Source organism: Alteromonas sp. IB21 (assembly GCF_016405965.1).
Classification (GTDB): domain Bacteria; phylum Pseudomonadota; class Gammaproteobacteria; order Enterobacterales; family Alteromonadaceae; genus Alteromonas.
Genome location: NZ_JAEFCD010000001.1, coordinates 329,328 through 347,344 on the forward strand (window position 1 = coordinate 329,328; position 18,017 = coordinate 347,344).

Here is an 18,017-nt window from a genome sequence, read left to right on the forward strand (position 1 = left end):
TTTATATTCCTGCTGCAGGTGATTTATGTGCAGTAACCATTTGCTTTAGCCCAGAGGCTAGATCGTATTGAGGTTGCCAACCTATTTCCTTTAGAAGACCGTTACGGCCTACAATCGGCAAATTAAGAGTGTTTTCATTAGCTATACCTTTAATTTCAGATGCATCAAAACCGGTAAGCTCTTGTAACATATTTAAAATATCAACAACAGAATGCCCTGTTTCGTTACACACGTTAAACGTTCCATTATGAGTGGTGGTCAATAAGCACAGCATGGCTTGTGCTATATCATCAATATAAATGAAATCACGTTTATCTAGTGCGTTTACCGAAAATACAGGTTCAGAGCCTTCTAAACAGCGCATTAAAGAGGGTATGAGTTTGGCACTAGGCATACCTGGACCATAAGCGAAAAAAATTCTCGCCCATCGAAAGCCAATATCATGTTTGTTAGCCCACACGCCTGCAATATTATTTAGTGAAAGCTTTGCACTTCCATATAAGGTGTTGGGAGTGCCTTCATTATGAACTTCGCTCAACATTTCTTTTGAGTTTCCATATTCGGCACAGCTTCCTGTACCTACAATGACATCTCCACCCGCTGCATGAAAAGCCCTGAAAAGCGTTAGTGAATAAGCCACCCAGTCGATGTTCTCTGGCGCTTCCCAGAAGTGATTAGGCTTTACAAACCACGCCAAATGCAGCAGATGTGTGCACTCTACGCTTTTTAGTACCTTGGTTAAGCTCGCTATATTTTGGCTCGACAAATCAACCGAGATAAAGTTTTTCTCAGCAACGGTTTCTGGGCAAGAACGGCCAATAGCGACGAACGGAATACGTTGTTGAGTAAGCGTTTTTATAACCGCTCTCCCAATAAAGCCACTTGCGCCTGTGACCAATACTTTCATATAACGCTCAATTCAGGTATTGCTGTTAGGAACTTGCATGTTTCCGGCACTAATGGTTTCACAACATTTTTAATTTCATGGGCGATATTCCACGGCAGAATCAACACATAATCTGGAGAATACTGCTCAAGTCTACTAGGCGGGAGAATAGGAATGTGACTAGCTGGCATAAACTTCCCCTGCTTTGAATCAGCAGCGTCAAAAACTACCGGAAGATCTGACACATCAATGCCCGCGTAATTAAGCAATGTGTTTCCCTTCGCCGCTGCGCCATATGCAACAATCGTTTTATGACTTGCCTTTGCTTTCTTCAAAAACGCTTTTAAGTCTTGTGAAATTTTATCCACTGAATACGCAAAATTCTGATAGGTCTCTTGAAGACACATACCGTAACTTTGTTCTTCTTCAAGAACGTTGGCCACATTTCGGCTTACTTTTTGAATTTCGCCACTATGCTGAGCCCATACTCTTAAGCTACCTCCATGCGTCGATAACTTCTCTACATTGAAAATCTCTAACCCCACTGATGCTAAAATATTGCGAACAGCGGTGAGAGAAAGGTAAGAAAAGTGCTCATGATATATGGTGTCAAATTGCTTGTATTTAATAAGATTTAATAAGTGTGGAAACTCCAAACTCACTACCCCAGTCTTAGCTAGCATAGCTGCAATACCACTGACAAAATCGTTAATATCAGGCACATGGGCAAGAACGTTGTTCCCAATGATGGCATTCGCCTTTGGATAATCCACCAACAAACGATGAGCTTGTTCTAACCCGAAAAAGCACTCTTGAATATCGACGCCTTTACTTTTTGCTATTTCTGCCGCAACAGAAGTAGGTTCGATACCCAAGCAAGGAATGCCTTTTCTTACAACATGCTGAAGAAGGTAGCCATCGTTTGCAGCAAGCTCGACCACAAAACTTTCGGCGTTTAGGCCGTGACTTTCCACGAGTTCATCAACGAACTGTTTTGCATGCTCAACCCATGTAGATGATGTGGAAGACAGATAGGCATAATCATCAGTGAAAAGTTCATCCGCCCGGGTGAAATCTTCTGTTTGAACCAGCCAACACTTATCACAAACTAAAACTTTCAATGGGAATGAAGCTTCTTTCTCAAAGTCGGACTCACAACTAAGATACGCATTTGATGGCGGCATTACGCCTAAGTCGACAAATGAAAGCGATAGTGAATGGTTACAGTGACGACACTTCACAATGACAATCCCTTAAAATGTTCAGGCAATTTAGGCAGCCCCTTATCTCTAACCGATATTTCTGTTATCGGCAATGGCCATTGAATGTTTAACTTGGGATCGTTTGGATGAACCCCACCTTCATAGTCAGGTAAGTAATCAGCAGTATGAAGATAAAGGAGTTGAGAGTCGTGCTCAAGGACTTGAAAACCATGTGCGCACCCTGGAGGAATAATTAATGCGTTGTTTTTAGCGGCACATAGTGCCACTGATATCTGCTGCATGAATGTGTCTGATGTTTTGCGCAAATCAACCACGACATCAAGAACTCGACCCCGAATACAACGCACGATCTTGTATTCTCTTTGTGGTCCTAATTGATAATGTAGACCCCTAACTGTTCCTCTTAAAAAGTTCTCGGAATGATTTATTTGTCGAAACGAGAGGTTTTCAATATGGGGGCAAAGTTGTTCAGCACAAAACCAGCGACTAAAACTACCTCGCTCATCACCAAGCCGTGGGCTTAGAACCTCTACTACGCCGTTAATTGGCTTTTCATCGCACTCTAATCGCACGCCCAGACAACTCCTTTTCTGTGCGCATCTTGCTGATATTGCTTCAATTGCTCTTCAGACGAAACATGGCCATTAGCATAATAGTTTTGATACCATCTTGCGGTATGTTGAGCGGTATCACTGAAATCCCAAACAGGCTGCCAGTACAGTTGTGATTGTGCTTTTTCACAGTTCAACCTAAGCAATGTTGCCTCGTGCAAAGGTTTACCTTGAGTCATATTCCATGTCAGCTCAGGCCAAAACGACTTCATGGTGGTCAAAATATTTTCAACACTGTAATTATCTTGAAGCCGCGGACCGAAATTCCACGCGCCCTGCACACTTCTATCATCTTCCAACATCTTTTGTGCCAAACACAAATATCCAGAGAGTGAGTCAAGCACATGTTGCCAAGGCCTTACCGCATGTGGATATCGGATATCAAGGGGAGAGCCGTTTATCATTGATTTAACGATGTCAGGAATTAATCGGTCTTTGGCCCAATCTCCACCACCAATCACGTTACCCGCTCTACAGCTGGCAATAATTGGAGAACTATCTGTGAAAAAGCTTTTGCGAAAGCTTTCTACGACCAATTCACACGCAGCTTTCGATGAGCTGTAAGGGTCGCTCGCCCCTAACGGCTCACTTTCATTAAATGGTACGCCATTTTCTGGATTGTCATAAACTTTATCGGTAGTAATTACCACAATGCCAAACAAACTACTCAAACCGCGTGATGCATTGAGTAAGTTAACCGTTCCCATTACATTCGTGGCCCACGTCTGCACTGGTTCGCTATAGGAGACTCTGACGAGGGGCTGTGCCGCTAAATGAAATATGAGATGCGGTGATATTCTTTCTATTACGCTTCTTAACCTATTTTCGTCTCTGACATCTGCACTTACATGGTCGGCTTGCAGTTCAAGCAACTCCCAATGAGAAGGCGTGGTATCGGGCTCCAAAGAATACCCAGTTACTTTTGCACCTAACGCCTCTAGCCATAGCGTAAGCCAACTTCCCTTAAAACCAGTAGCACCGGTAATTAAAACACGCTTACCCGCGAAGCAATTTTTGAACATGATGTTTACCACAGTTTCCATGGCGGATTAGGCTGTTTCCACATAGACTCTAACTGGTTTTTATCTCTTAACGTATCCATGGCCTGCCAAAAACCATGGTGCCGATAGGCATTTAACTGTCCGTTCGTCGCTAATTCCATAAGGGGGTTATCTTCGAAGCTGTCTTCATCTGACGTTAAGTAATTAAATACTTGTGGCTCAAGTACGAAAAAGCCACCGTTTATCCAAGCGCCATCACCAGCCGGTTTTTCTTTGAATCGATTAACCACATCACCTCGAATATCAAGAGCGCCATATCTTCCAGGTGGCTGAATTGCCGTAACGGTAGCCGTTTTCCCCGATGCTCTGTGTGCACTGATTGCTTGAGCTATGTTTATATCCGCTACACCGTCACCGTAGGTAAAACAGAAAGTCTCATCATCAAGATATTCTCGTACGCGAAGCAATCGACCGCCGGTCATGCTCGACTCCCCCGTATCCACTAAAGTGACACGCCAAGGTTCTGCGTGCTTTTCATGTACTTCCATATTGTTCGAACGCATATCGAAAGTGACATCAGAAGAGTGAAGGAAATAGTTAGCGAAATACTCTTTAATGACGTAACCTTTGTAGCCAAGACAAATAACAAAGTCATTAATTCCATAATGAGAGTATATTTTCATTATGTGCCACAGTATTGGCTTTCCACCAATTTCTATCATGGGCTTCGGGCGTAGGTGTGACTCTTCACTAATTCGAGTACCTAAACCACCTGCCAAGATTACTGCTTTCATAATTAAGCCTTTGTGTATTTTGGTAATTTGTCATTTCTATGACACTGAAGTATATACAAAAATAAAGCAAGCATCAGGCCTATATTGACTCTCATACGCTAAAAAATTTTATACATTCGCTCTGTCGAGATACCTAATTGGCATAAGCTTAAATAGATTTCTTCAGCAAAAGCCAATGAACAAATAATAATAGGAACATCTAATTGAAGTAGCTCATTTGGTTGACTAATAATGTACTCTTCGAACTTACACCCATGTCGTGAAGGTGAAGAGTCGACAACGCCCACAATGTCATATGTTCCATCTACTCTTTGCTGCACTATAAATTGACGCGCTAGCTCACCAGAACCATACAATATGGCATTTGAGGAAGTACAAAGCTGTTGCCCATTATGACAAGATCTCACCGAGAGTTTTTGAGCGTACTGTGAAGGAATCGTCCGGGTCGCATTTTTTCCGAACTGTTGAATAAGCGCTTTTTCAGTTTCTAGTAGCGGCGTTTCTAGACAGCTACACAACTGCTCGATCATTCCCAAAATATAAGTGCCCTGTCGAGTCATCCAACTAGCTAGTTTTTCGCTATTGGCATCGTTAAGCTCTGCAATACTTAAAACAACGTTGAGTGCCTTACGCAAATATAAAAGCGCCAAACCAGGGTTTACATCAAATTCTTTCTCTGTTCTCCTTGATAGAGAGTCAGCGGCTATAAATGCGTAGTCTATTTTTTCGGGGTATTTTTTTAAGGCAGCGAGCGCAAGCTTATTAAATGGCTGATACGACCTTTGATACTGCTCTAGACACTTGTCGACGGACTCTATAAGGTCCAGCGTATATTCCTGCCATTCAGGTAACGCAATGCCCTTCAGGATATAGTGAAGGTTGTCAACCAGGTAACCTACTGAGTTACCTGGATTACAGATGACGGAATTTTGATATTGCGTCGTAGCTTCATCCTTAGCCCCCTTAATTATTGCACTCAGTCTTTCCTTCAATTCACCTAAGCTAAAAATAGCCTTTTCTTTAGCAGACTTTCCGCCGTCGGGTTTGAAAACCAACATAGGATTTCCGGTAACAAGAGGGTAGAGGTGTGATTCATATTGCCTGTGGCAGACCATTGCCACACCTCTACTGTAGTCGCCAATATAAGAAGGCGATTGGCTGAAGGTAAAACGCGGATTGTCACGGAAACGTAGAACGATAGACGCAATTTTTGGATGAGAAAAATCTTCTGGAAAAGGTCTGAAAATAATCTCGTGCTCTGGAAAATGAGATAACAGAAAAGTGACGGTCGATGCTATTTGATCAACGACCCAAGTCGCCTCTAAAGCAAGGTTGGAGAGATGGTAAATAATCGCCGTGTTTTTTTTGCTGCACTGCCTGTAAACCTGATAAAACTTATCGAACTTTATTGAGCCAAAAGGAATGATTGTTAAAGCATCACTGCTTGCCTGTCGCAGCGCTCTTGGAAAGTAACCTGAGAACGCTTGCTTGTTAACACACGTGACAGGCTGGGCTGCCAGAATGTAATCAAACTCAAGACATCCACCGTATTCGTTTAGCGTTTTTGACAACTTCACATCAATACCGTGCTGACACCCGATTCGCTTAACATTTGTAGGCCAATTAAAGCTAAGTTCGAAATTCGACTCTTGTATAAAAACAATATCTAGTCCATCTAGCTGTTGAAAATCTTTCTCGCGGCACAATAGAAACGGAACATCAAGCCAGTTACTCTCTATGAGCCATTGTGGATTTGTTTTAGCCTCTTCAATATCCATAATCGCAAGAACTTCAATTTGTGCATACTCTTTAAGCGAACAGAATAATTCAAACATGTGATTCATTGCAGCATTGCGCTGAACCCAAAAGCCGCATTTAGTCTTATTTTTACAGCGATATAAGTGTTGCTTGTAATAGCAGAGCAAATCTGAAGGTGCGGTTTTATCATCCGCTGACTTTTTCGAACCAATCTTTGTTAGAAGTCCTGCTACGATTTCATCAATTAAGTGGTGATGATCGGCAGCATGCGTTTTATCCGACATCATAATCCAAGTAGTTCTAATGAAAGATTGGTGTATCTTATGTAGAAGTCCATTGCATCATCTAGATGCTGAGGACTGGTGGCCACCGGCTTTCGTGGCAAGGCAAGTTGCTTGTCCCAGTGATAGCGAGCAAGCTCCTCCGGACTTATATCAGGTATATATATGTCGCTTTTTGTAAGCCCTGAATGATAAATCTCTCGAGGGCTTGGCTGACGGACTTTCTCATTTTCTGCAATAATGCTATCCGTTATAACTTTCTCTTCGTCTGTAAGTAATGCGTAAAAGTTATCCAAAATCTTTTTAAAATTTGCAGGGTCTTCATCTCCCCAATCAGTAACTTGATCATACTCGATTATTGCCCAGCCCAGTGCTGCGGGAATGTTGAGTTTTACTTTGCTCAAATTGCCTGTCGAATACATTGCTTTAATGCGCGCGTAATCTGATGCAATAAATATGTTATGTCCAAGCCAGAAGCCGGGTACGACAAGCTGCGATATGTACTGCAAGAAGTCAGGCGTTGTTTCTTCTAGAAATCGCTTTGCCGCAGGAAGAGAGACTTTAGTTCTCTCACCATTTGAAATATTTTCTCCCGAGACTACCATCATAAGACTACGCCCAACATCTACGCATTTGTTGCTAAAATTTAGCGCACAAACCATAGAAGTGAAATCAGGACTCATTGGCACAAATATGCGTCCGTAGTGTCGCTTTATTTTGCTCACAATTTTTCGGTTAACTGCACCAGAATAAAGTTTACCAAAACTAATTTTTTCCTGTGTGGAACGACCAAACAAAGGCTCGATAAAGTCAAATCGTCGCTTTAACTCTTCAAGTGCACTATAAACTGATGGCATCACTGGTTTTATCAGAGGATGATAGGTGCCCCGCTGACCTTCACCATCTGACATCGCAAAATGTTCATACTGCCAAGATAAAATATCAGGGGTATAGAATTCATGAGCTAATTCCTGCAAAACCCCAGTTGCTCGTGGATGAAAAAGAAATTTTTCATTGATAACAGTGATGTACTGACCTTGTGCTTTTTCAATCGCAAAATCCCAATTATCAGGCATTGATAAAGGTTCAGTCGGTCTAAAATATTTAAATTTTTTATCTTTGAGAAATGGAGCAACAACGTCTTTACAGGGCTTACTAATGCTATTATCAGAGACAATGACTTCATAATTATCAGTTTGCTGCGCATATAGATATTCAAGGCACTTTTTAAGCAGCTGAGGCCTATCTCTAGTGGGTAATACATAGCTCAGAAAAGGCCTGTCATTCATAATCTTTCCTACTTTTTCAACTTGATAACATGACTCACAGAGGAGGGTAGTTGTGCTGCAATTTCATCAACAAAACTCAATGAGGCAATGACTACCACTGCATTGTCTTTAAAAAGACACTTATCTAGGGTGACCACTTCACACCCCATTATCTCCTTGATAAATAACGCATTTCTATCTATTACCAATTCGACACTTATTGATGGCTCAAGCTTTTTTAAAAACTTTAAAACGTTGCGTCCCAATTCCCCGCCACCGTAGATGTAAACAGGATTTTCTCGATAAGGATATAACTCCCACCCCAGCATTGCGATTTCATCAGACGAAGATTTCTGCATATGCTGCGTTGACGTTACAAACTCAGAGAGAGCCACTAAAGGTTCGGGGAGAACACTTTCATATAAGGCAAATAGCTGCTGTCGACTCTCATACCGCAACATCTTTTTACTTAAGCTAAATGGTGTATTTCGATACCATAAAAGCGGTAAGGGTATGTTGACGATATTTTTGCCTGTAAATGAAAGCTTCAAGATGAGTTGCCAATCCTCCTCTCCTGCAAACTCTCCACACTGAAAACCCTTGGCTTGTTCAAAAGCAACTTTGCGGTACAGTGCGCTAATGCCTCCTACACAGTTGTATAACAACGCTGATGACCAGTCTTTGGCATCATGGAATTGAATTAGCATGCCTTTTTCGTTTGCGAAATCAGGGATACCGTCGCCATCAAAAAAACAAAAAGCAACGGTAACAACATCAGCATTTTCTCTTGATAGCGTGTCGCAGCAGAGGCGAAGTGCGTCTGGTGCGAGAATGTCATCATCATCAAGAAAAAATATATAGTCGCGGTTTGTATTTGCAGCGCCTTTATTTCTTGCGTTGGAGGCACCAAGGGGAGTTTTACTATCAATGATTTTAATATGTAGATTAGAAAATCGCGGGTCTTTCACCAAATCTGCTAACTGTTCCCTTTCTAGTTGGCTACTCGCATCATTCACAATAACAACTTCAAGTCCGGTACCTTGCTGCGCTACAGACAAAAGAGTTAAAGGTAAATAATCTATGCGATTATGGAAGGGGATGATAACCGAAACATCATCTATATTTATTTGCGAACGTTCATTTTTCAGCTGCGTTCTTTTTCTTTCTTGATGCTTTTCAAGATAACTTAGCAGCAAACCATTTTTGTCGATAAACCGTTTTGCGTTAGCATAATCCTGCTGAACTGAATGACAACCAAACCAGCGAATATTCCAGTACATACAGCGTTCAACGGTTTGATGCAAAACATTAGCAAAGTACCCAAGTCCAGCGTAACGAGAGAAATATATTGTATCGAAAGATGGATTCTTATAGAGCCATAACGCTATCTCAGAAGGTGCCTTGAGGCTACTATCCCTGTGAGTGAACTGGCCCTGTTCTATAACTAAGAACTCGATATTATCAACTTTTTTAGAGGGTGCCCAAACCAGTCCTTCATCATCAAACAAAATGACTTGCGCGTTCTCTAATGAGCTCACCAAAGACTCAACCTGTTCAAGCTCCTGTTTCCATCCAACTATAAGAATGCTTTTGTTCATCAGTCTTCTCTATACTCGTAACACCAATCCTTCGAAGCCACAGTTTTCAAGTATCGCTTGCATTGACTGTTGATAGCTTAAAGAGCAAATAACAACGGCACTCGCAGCATTGAAACTATTGAGATTTAAAGGCAAAACTTCTATTCCCTTAAATATTTGTCCAGCTTTAAAGGTATCTATGACGATGGGCTTAACATTCATTGTAAGTGATGTTTCGACAGCACGCTCGGCTATATCATTAGCGCCAAATATATACAGTTCTGTAATTAAAGAGTTGTCCAGAGCAGCAATCTGACTGCACAAATACTCAATCCTCTTGAATTTATGCCTGTTCGAAAAAATAAAGTTCAATGAAGAATTAATATTGCTTTGGGCACCTTTATTTAAACCCACAGCACTCCTCAATGATTTCAATAGCGTAAACTTTTCTCTTAACTCTTTCGCATAACTTTTCTTATTGTGCCAACGCGTTGTTTGAACATGTTTTCTAAATTTATTCAGAGGGATACAAGTGAAAGCAATGTCATGCGACAACAGTATTCTATTGTAAAGCGCCCAATCTGCGCAGTATTTGAAGTCGCATTCACGGAGGTTCTTTTTCAAAACTGAAGCGTTAAACAATACCGCACTTACGTTAGGTATTACATTGCGATAAGCCATGTAGTCTGTAACAAAGTCTCTTCCCTTCATGAAGAAGTCTTGCTTCCACAGCCCATCGTCAGAATAGTGATGAGAGGAGTAGTCATACCTAGCGATAATTTGACTACTTTCATCAATTATTTCGCTGTCGCAGTAAGCCATGCCGACTGAGGGATTGTCCTTTAAAATAGAAAGAAGTGTGGTAATCAATTCTGGCTCAGCTTCGTCATCGCTCTCGGCTATCCAAATAAAATCGCCTTTAGCTAATGAAACCCCTTTTATCCATTGTTTTATAGGTAATCCTGAATTTGAATTGTTGACGTACAAGCCAACAACTTTCTCACAGGCTGAAGCAAATGCGGTAAGCACTTCCTCGCTTTTATCAGGACTACCATCATCTAGCAATATAATTTCAATATTACTATGCGTTTGGTTGATGATAGTGCTGAGTCTTTTCTCAAGGTACTTTTCGTGCCTGTAGTTCGGTACAATCACAGATACCAATGGCGTGCTGTTCATTGTTGCTATTTCAGCGGCCTTGTCAGAAAAATTCATCGCTCACTTCCAAAGCCCCACCACATAATATTATTTTCAATTTGTTGATGTGCTTCACGTTTGCTCACCCCTTCAAAAAACATCGACTCAACCTTTGGCTTGCCAACACATACAACACCTCTATTACCCAATTTATCGACTATGTAGTCATTATATTGAGCGTTATCCTTTGGAATCATAATGTAATTTGGATAATCGATATAGCTGACATGATCTGGGAACATACTTAACACATGTTCTGCATAATCCCTTAAACCATCTGAAACTTCTTTACTTTCACCCACAAAATAAAGCTTTGGCAGAATGACTAGTGCAATCTTTTTCTGAATCCAAGCCTTTACAGTCCAAGATGCTTTATTAATTGAATGATAGAAAACAGTTTCACCATTAAGGTACGCATCAACGTCATATTTAAAGTCAAACACTGGATGATGATATAAAATCGTATTTTGTTTACAGAAGAAATCTGCTAACGCTTTCTGGGATGTATCTTTATCAATTTGTACAACGACATGTGCCCCAGACATACTTTCTTTCGTAGGGTAATTTTTTTCGTCACAGAGTAATGCGGTCTCATTATTGTTAGTGTTGGGCTCGAACCACTGTTTGTCTATTTCAGAAACCGCATCTAAATATTGTTTTATGAATTTATTATCGTTCTCACTCAAATTAGATCGTGCGGTAAATTGTTGGCTTTGTTCTTTTATAAAAATAGCCTCACGCTCTGGCACAAAACTAGAGACGTGATCGAATATGTGATTCCCTTGCAGGATCGCACCTCGAATCATTTCTAGTGTTTCAAGCCATGCTTCCCTTAGCATATTGAGACGTGACACTTTTTCGTATTCTGATTCATCCGAATAAAGCAACTTACTGAATGCAGAATTAGCAAAATTTACCGTACCGTAAAGATAATAGAAAAGAAGTGACCTTCCCTCTTGATATGACGAAAACAACTTCTTTTTAAGTTTTTCTGTGTAGTGCTCTGCATCGTCCGACACTTCAAAAGCATCTTGCGTCATCGCTACAAACTCATTCAATTGTTTTTCTAAGGTTGACTGGTCGTAAAAACTATCGTACTCGTGTAAAAAATCGCGTTCTTCCGACAAAGGTTGAAATGCTTCAGCCTTAACTTTTCTCAACACCTCCTCTTTTTCATAGGCAGATGTCACTAACAGGATGTCGTCTACAGGTAATGGTTTCGCGCCAACAATAAGCGCACCGTCACTTGTGTTAAAACAATCTACTTTAGTTTTTGCAAGCGTGCGCTCAATAATGGCTTTGGAAACTTTAAATTCATACTTGGTAAACACACTTTTCTTGAAATTTCCTGGCACCACGATGTTGGTATTATGCCGTTCTTTATAACTATATTTTTCCTTTCCATGATTGTCATAATAGCCAGACTGCTTTGAATGATGTTTATCTTGTTCTGCAAAACCTAAATCGACTCCGAACAAGTAAAGCTGCTGAAATCCCATCAATGTAAACAGGTTTATAGCAAAATTGGATACCGTAGGATAAGCAAACTGAAGTTCTTCGTAGTTTTTTTCACCGAGTAACTTTAGTGAAGAAACCGTAGAAGATTCACCTTCTTTAAATGCGATATAGGTATTTCTAAACAACTTACATGTATCTGGATGAATTCCATTACATGACAACAAGTCCACTTGCTTTAAATAAGCAAAGTCGTTAATCCGGCAGCTCCAATCAAAAGTAGAACGATTTTGTTCGATTTCTGCATGGAAATCTGGAACTATGCCATTTTTATACAACGGCATAAGCGCTGTACCACACGAGACCACGATAGCTTTGTCTTTAAAAGACTTGATAGCATCGATTGTGCTATCTAGTGACGGGCCATTTCCTACGATGAAGACTGCAATATCCTTGTCTGCTAGTGATAGTTTTTTTGCAGGATCCTTTAAAAGAAGTGGATACTTTCTACCTATGGTTTCTTTTGTATGCGCAATGCCGTAGCGAGCATGATCAAAGTTTTCACCCATGGCAATAACAACTTGCAACTGCTCACGCAGCTGACTAATGGTATGAACCATCTTGGTGTTATGATAGGTTTGATAAAAGTATGTATTAGCAAGAATGTAGGGACCAACAGAATAAAACTGATTCAGCAAATCTCTAAATAGATTTGAGCCATCATCTCCAACATTAATGTATAGACGTCCGCCTTTCTGGTCGATGCGCTCAAGAATACTTGCCCAGTCTATTAAATAAAGCGATGCATAGAATAGGTCGCGACTAGGCTCACAGACGAAGAGCTTTTCAACATCGTTGTTCTCAAACAACGTTTCTAACTGAGGTCCAATACCAAATAGAATTAGCGACTTTATCTGCTCGGGTAGCTTACTTGTTTTATCTCCTGCGTCTTTTAGAAGTTTCTCTGCCTTTTTAACAAACTGAAAGTGTTGATAATGCTTCAGCTTAACCCCGTTATACCCCAATATTAAGCCATCTTTATTCGGATACTCTTTGAAGTTTTCGAAATTTATACTGGCATCTTCAAATGGTGAATCACTGTACCAATTAGCTAGAGATACTTTGCTAAATATGTTTACTGCACCGCGCGCGTCCTGCATTGGAACCCAATAATTAGGTGTGTAGCATTCAAATTCATTGGCAATATTCGGGACGTAGCGTTTAAAAGCTTCTACATTGAGAGTAAAACGCTCCTCTTTGCTCGCCTCATCAAGTCGCTCCATTGAAACAGGTTTGTTCCAATGCGGCAGGAGACTTTCCTCAGACTTTCTTAGCTGTTTGCTGATACCATCTTTTTGAAAGTTCTCCCAACTAGAAGTAAGTAATGCATTTTCGAGAAGGTTGAACGTATTGTGATTATAATGCCGATAAAAATAAAAACCTGAAATTGGAAAATGCGTTTTCAGTTCCTCTATGTCATTAGACATAGATATACCACTATTTTTTAATTGAAAATAAAGTGCAGTGCCTTTCGACTTGGCCGTTTCTAGTATGACTTTCCAATTTGACGTATAGAGTGAAGCAAAAAAATATTGCTCTTCCGGCTCATAAATAACAAGGTGTTTGATGTTATGGTTTTCAACCAAGGTTCGAATATGAAAGCCTAAGCCCACTCCCATAACAACGAGTAAATTAATATCTTTTGTTAAAGGGGGTTGCGATAAGTACCTGTCATAAATAGGTAAGTAATGTTCATCGTTGGAGTTATAGCTTACATTTCTGTCTAGATCGCAATAGGTACAGTGAAGTAATTTTTCAACATACTGAGCTTGAACTTCCTTCTCGGGTGACAAATCGTAGAATGTACGACCGTTGCTGTAATTGACAATATTAAGTTCGCCATTCCGATTAGTAAAAATGGAAATATCTAGCGTTGCAGCTTGCACAATTTTATCGACTATATTAGGTACATACGCCTTGAATGCCCCGAAATTTCGCCGATAATTTTGTGTAACTCGTTCAGCGAGTTTCTTTTCTAGCTCGCTTTGTTTCTTTTCATCTGGGTCTAAGTGGATTCTAATATCTTTTAGCATTTTTCGACTCCAGCGCCTTAATCAAAGAGCTCTGCCAATTATACGATTTCTAAAATTTTAGTTTTATTTAAGAACGAGACATAATTTTGACGCAACAAGAGGAGTTTACAGGAGGCTCAAGTATAAAAGCTATGTCAAATGAATAAACCAATGCTGTCTAAAGCAAAAATACTTCTATTTGTATTTTTTGACTGCAGCCTTACCTCTAACAAATTGAATAATCTCTTCTTTTGAAGATTCAAGCAATTTAAAGGCCAACTCCTCGAGGAGGCGATTGACGATCAATTCTTTTTCAGAAAATTGCCGCTTTTCGCTAACAGAAAGTGAGTTTAAGTGGTCTTTTATTAGGCAATCTCGCTCTGCTAACAATGTTCTCAGCATAGCGTAATCAGAGGGTTTTTCTTGGTCCAACAGTAACTGCGCCGCAATGCTTTCGTTTAAGTTTTGCAGCGCTGTTGGCGTTAAAGAGTGGTTAAGGTCTTGTAGTTTCACACAGCTTGTCGTTTCTGACGCTGGGCTTCGTAAGCTTCCTGTTTCGCCTCTTCAGGAATTTGTACCCATGCATCTCGAATAGGTGTTAATAGGCTAGACACTTCATCTAACATATTCAAGTCGTTGTTAAAATGTGCATCGTTCAAGCGCTCAATCATATAGTTATATAGCGCAAACATATTCTCTGCGACTTCACCGCCTACTTCCAAATCAAGAGTGTCACGCAGATGCATTATGATCGCATTCGCTTTTGAAATGAAATCGGCTTTGGCTACCAATTCTTTGCGTTCCATGGCCCCTTTAGCGTATGCAATCCTGTCCAATGCGCCTTGAAGAAGCATAAGTGTAAGTTTATGCGGATCGGCATTAGCAATATCTTGCTTAAGGTTACCTTTGCGATACGCATTTATACCTTTAAGTGACATAAAAACTCCAAATTTATGTTATTTATAGCGACGCTAAAAGCGCGGAACCAGTTTGGTTTAATTGCGCAACGGTTTGGTCGAGGTTTAAATATTTATCTCGAAGGATTTCTTCATAATTCAACATACGCAGTTCGAGAGTCTCACGCTCATCAAATAAATCATCCCGATCATCCTTGGCCGCGCGCTCTCTTAAGCTAATTAGTCCACTAAATGAGGTATATTCTTTAGAGAAGTCATAAAGTCGAGTCGCGATGCCTTCGTCAGGATCTGTAAACAATTTTGCTATTTCATCAAAGTTATCTTCTAAAGCATCTTCTAGTCTGTCTTCGCCAGAACCCAATCCAAAATCAGTTGTGCCGACTTCGAGCTTTCCGTCATCATTAAATTCAATACCGATCTGGAAGAGCCCACCTAATGAGGAAGAACTTACGCTATCGCCAACGATAGAAGCTAATCCGCTTTGTATACCGCGCAGTAGTGAATCTCCTGCTAATGCGCCATCGTCTTCAAGCTCAGATTCACCATAGCGCGTCAGGGTTTTTATTTCATCAATCAGAGAATTGTAGTTATCGACAAAATCTCTAATTTTTTTATCTAAACCTTCTTTGTCATAACCAATATTCAGTTTAGTAGCTAAGAAATCGCCTGCAGCATCTTTAGGTGAGACTTCATTTACTTCAAATGAAACGTTTTGAATCGTGTTTTCAAATTCATTGGAGCTACTCTGAACTTCGATACCGTCAATATAAGCAACTGCATTTTTAGCACTCTGAATATTTACGGCACTGATATTATTTGTGCCTCCTGCCGTTGACAATCTATCTAACTCTGCAGCGCCAGTGTCATTGGTAATAACGAGATCGTTCCCATCGCCGGTTTCGTTCGACGAAAATACTAAACGAGGCCCTGCACCGGTTCCTGTATCAATGATGTTTGCGGTTACACCAAAGTTGTTATCAGAGTTGTTTATTTTTTCGCGTAATGCGGTGAGTGACATCCCAGCGGTAACGTCTACGGTAAAGCTTTTGCTTCCGCCCACGTCAAACGTTAATGAGCCTGTTCCTGAGGTAAGTACGGGATCGCTGCTTGACGTAAATGCACCTGCGTCTGTTGTAATTCGACTGCCAGACGCTAGCTGCTCTACAACAATTTCGTAACTCCCGCGAAGCGCTGAGTTAGAAGCCTCGGCAGAAAGAACATCATTGTCTTCTGAAGGATTAGAAATGGTGGGCTCACGACCATTGATGCCGTTGTCGCTTCTTAATTCGTCAACAGCGTCCTTAAAGTCAGAGAGCTTAGACTTTATTTTACCAAGGCCAGATATTTCAGCCTCGATACGCTCTTCTTTTGCGTTCAAACGCTCCTCTTTAGGTTGGCGTTCTGCGCTAAGAAGTTGCTGTACAAGATCATCAAGGGCTAAACCCGATCCTACACCTAGAGACTGAATTGTCATACTTTACCTCAAACTAAACTTGATTGTTGATAAACACTCCCACACTGTCCCCAACATCCTGTTGTAACTCTTGGATCCGATCGGCAAGCTTTAACACTTCTTCTGAAGGTATTTGCCTTATAACATCACCAGATTTTGAATCCTTAACTGTCACCACCGAACGATTAGTATCTTCGTCAATAGTAAACGCTAAATCCCGATTCTGAACCTTTAAGAATGATTCAACTTTCGCAACAGCATCATCTAACTCAATACCATTGCGCTCTTCTTCACTTTTATCGGCCTGCGTTTGAGAACCTTGAGAAAGAATTTGCTGCCTTTCTGTATTATTCGATTCACCAATTGCCAATCGCGTATTGCCTCGACGCGTATCGCTAGATGTAGCCGGTTCACTACTTTCAAGAACAGAAGTGTTATTCTGAATATCTGCTTCAACAACTTCAGAATTCTTAGGAGCTAGTGATGCAAACACTTGGCCAATTTGGGTATTTTGAATTTCCACGTAATACCTCCCGACTGAAACAACAAAACGGGCCCTTGCTTAAAAAGCAAGCACCCGCTACATCTCAACTAAGGTCGCTATTTTAATAGTATAGCTTATCCGAGCAAAGACAGCGCAGTTTGTGGACGCTGATTTGCCTGGCTTAGTACAGAAACAGATGCCTGCTGAATAATCTGGTTTCGCGTTAACTCTGCTGTTTCCGCAGCAAAATCTGTGTCTCGAATTTGTGAACGAGCCGAAGATAAGTTTTCACTAATATTACTTAGGTTGCGGATAGTTGACTGAAAACGGTTCTGAAGTGCACCTAAGTCAGCACGAACCGCACCAATACCAGAGATAGCAGCGTCAACATCACTAAGTAAGGCTGATGCACCGCCCGCTGTAGCAACGCTGTTTGTAGTGATGCCAAGACCTGTAGCACTGAATCCGCTAATGGAACCTAGATTTGTTGATGACAAATTTACCGAAATTGTTTGGCCAGCGTTAGCGCCAACAAGAAACTTTGCTGAAAAATTACCATCTAATATATTTACGTTACCAAACTGTGTATCGGTGGCGATACGTGAAATTTCTGTACGTAAAGCAGACACTTCTTTTTGTAGTGCCAGACGATCAGCAGAGCTGTTAATACCGTTCTGTGATTGTACAGCAAGAGTACGTATACGCTGTAGGCTTGTGGTAACTTCGCTAAGCGCACCTTCTGCTGTTTGCGACAAAGAGATAGCGTCGTTAGCATTTCGCACGGCCTGGTTAAGACCTTGTACCTGCGATGTGAGACGATCAGAAATTTGTAGACCTGCAGCGTCATCCGATGCACTGTTAATGCGGAATCCCGATGAAAGTCTTTCGAACGACGTATTCAAGCGATCGTTCACGTCAAAAAGCTGACGCTGCGCGTTGATCGATGAAACATTGGTATTTACAAATAAAGACATAGATTACCTCCTAGGGATTCGATGGCAAAACTGCTATGATCAAATCCTTCCAGTTCATATTAGCTG

At 40.9% G+C, this 18,017-nt stretch carries 15 protein-coding genes; all 15 read right to left on the reverse strand.

Going from position 1 to position 18,017, the window contains the following annotated elements; all coding sequences use genetic code 11:
- Position 1: 1 nt before the first annotated feature.
- The 15 genes from JC525_RS01445 to JC525_RS01515 all read right to left on the reverse strand — a co-directional run bounded on the left by JC525_RS01445 (position 2) and on the right by JC525_RS01515 (position 17,951).
- Positions 2 to 907 (reverse strand): NAD-dependent epimerase/dehydratase family protein, encoded by a 906-nt coding sequence (locus JC525_RS01445; protein ID WP_198813681.1) that lies wholly within the window; start codon positions 905 to 907, stop codon positions 2 to 4.
- Complete coding sequence (locus tag JC525_RS01450) at positions 904 to 2,127, reverse strand: methyltransferase domain-containing protein (protein WP_198813683.1); 1,224 nt, start codon at positions 2,125 to 2,127, stop codon at positions 904 to 906. Before JC525_RS01450 ends, JC525_RS01445 begins: the two co-directional genes overlap by 4 nt.
- Positions 2,124 to 2,681 (reverse strand): dTDP-4-dehydrorhamnose 3,5-epimerase family protein, encoded by a 558-nt coding sequence (locus tag JC525_RS01455; protein WP_198813685.1) that lies wholly within the window; start codon positions 2,679 to 2,681, stop codon positions 2,124 to 2,126. The genes JC525_RS01450 and JC525_RS01455 overlap by 4 nt, the downstream gene beginning before the upstream one ends.
- Complete coding sequence (rfbG, locus tag JC525_RS01460) at positions 2,672 to 3,763, reverse strand: CDP-glucose 4,6-dehydratase (protein WP_233094806.1); 1,092 nt, start codon at positions 3,761 to 3,763, stop codon at positions 2,672 to 2,674. Before rfbG ends, JC525_RS01455 begins: the two co-directional genes overlap by 10 nt.
- Positions 3,748 to 4,515 (reverse strand): glucose-1-phosphate cytidylyltransferase, encoded by a 768-nt coding sequence (gene rfbF, locus JC525_RS01465; protein ID WP_198813696.1) that lies wholly within the window; start codon positions 4,513 to 4,515, stop codon positions 3,748 to 3,750. The genes rfbG and rfbF overlap by 16 nt, the downstream gene beginning before the upstream one ends.
- 98 nt (positions 4,516 to 4,613) lie before the next feature.
- Positions 4,614 to 6,557: a nucleoside-diphosphate sugar epimerase/dehydratase gene (locus JC525_RS01470; RefSeq protein ID WP_198813698.1), complete on the reverse strand. Its 1,944-nt coding sequence runs from the start codon at positions 6,555 to 6,557 to the stop codon at positions 4,614 to 4,616.
- On the reverse strand, positions 6,557 to 7,843 hold the full coding sequence (locus tag JC525_RS01475; RefSeq protein WP_198813700.1) for a glycosyltransferase family A protein: 1,287 nt from the start codon (positions 7,841 to 7,843) through the stop codon (positions 6,557 to 6,559). The genes JC525_RS01470 and JC525_RS01475 overlap by 1 nt, the downstream gene beginning before the upstream one ends.
- A gap of 8 nt (positions 7,844 to 7,851) precedes the next feature.
- On the reverse strand, positions 7,852 to 9,330 hold the full coding sequence (locus JC525_RS01480) for a glycosyltransferase family 2 protein (RefSeq protein WP_198813702.1): 1,479 nt from the start codon (positions 9,328 to 9,330) through the stop codon (positions 7,852 to 7,854).
- A 99-nt stretch (positions 9,331 to 9,429) separates the two neighbouring features.
- The gene (locus JC525_RS01485; protein WP_198813704.1) at positions 9,430 to 10,614 is read right to left on the reverse strand and encodes a glycosyltransferase family 2 protein; all 1,185 of its coding nucleotides are present in this window, start codon (positions 10,612 to 10,614) and stop codon (positions 9,430 to 9,432) included.
- Positions 10,611 to 14,144 carry a motility associated factor glycosyltransferase family protein gene (locus tag JC525_RS01490; RefSeq protein WP_198813706.1) on the reverse strand — a complete coding sequence of 1,178 codons (3,534 nt, stop codon included), beginning with the start codon at positions 14,142 to 14,144 and terminating at the stop codon, positions 10,611 to 10,613. Before JC525_RS01490 ends, JC525_RS01485 begins: the two co-directional genes overlap by 4 nt.
- A gap of 174 nt (positions 14,145 to 14,318) precedes the next feature.
- The gene (locus JC525_RS01495) at positions 14,319 to 14,636 is read right to left on the reverse strand and encodes a hypothetical protein (protein WP_159119407.1); all 318 of its coding nucleotides are present in this window, start codon (positions 14,634 to 14,636) and stop codon (positions 14,319 to 14,321) included.
- Complete coding sequence (fliS, locus tag JC525_RS01500) at positions 14,633 to 15,061, reverse strand: flagellar export chaperone FliS (protein ID WP_105930236.1); 429 nt, start codon at positions 15,059 to 15,061, stop codon at positions 14,633 to 14,635. The genes JC525_RS01495 and fliS overlap by 4 nt, the downstream gene beginning before the upstream one ends.
- Positions 15,062 to 15,083: 22 nt before the next feature.
- Positions 15,084 to 16,514, reverse strand: a complete 1,431-nt coding sequence (fliD, locus tag JC525_RS01505) for a flagellar filament capping protein FliD (protein WP_198813713.1) — start codon at positions 16,512 to 16,514, stop codon at positions 15,084 to 15,086.
- A gap of 13 nt (positions 16,515 to 16,527) precedes the next feature.
- Entirely contained in the window at positions 16,528 to 17,016 is a 489-nt protein-coding gene (locus JC525_RS01510; RefSeq protein WP_198813715.1) for a flagellar protein FlaG, read from the reverse strand.
- A gap of 95 nt (positions 17,017 to 17,111) precedes the next feature.
- The gene (locus JC525_RS01515; RefSeq protein ID WP_105930239.1) at positions 17,112 to 17,951 is read right to left on the reverse strand and encodes a flagellin N-terminal helical domain-containing protein; all 840 of its coding nucleotides are present in this window, start codon (positions 17,949 to 17,951) and stop codon (positions 17,112 to 17,114) included.
- Between the last annotated feature and the right edge of the window lie 66 nt (positions 17,952 to 18,017).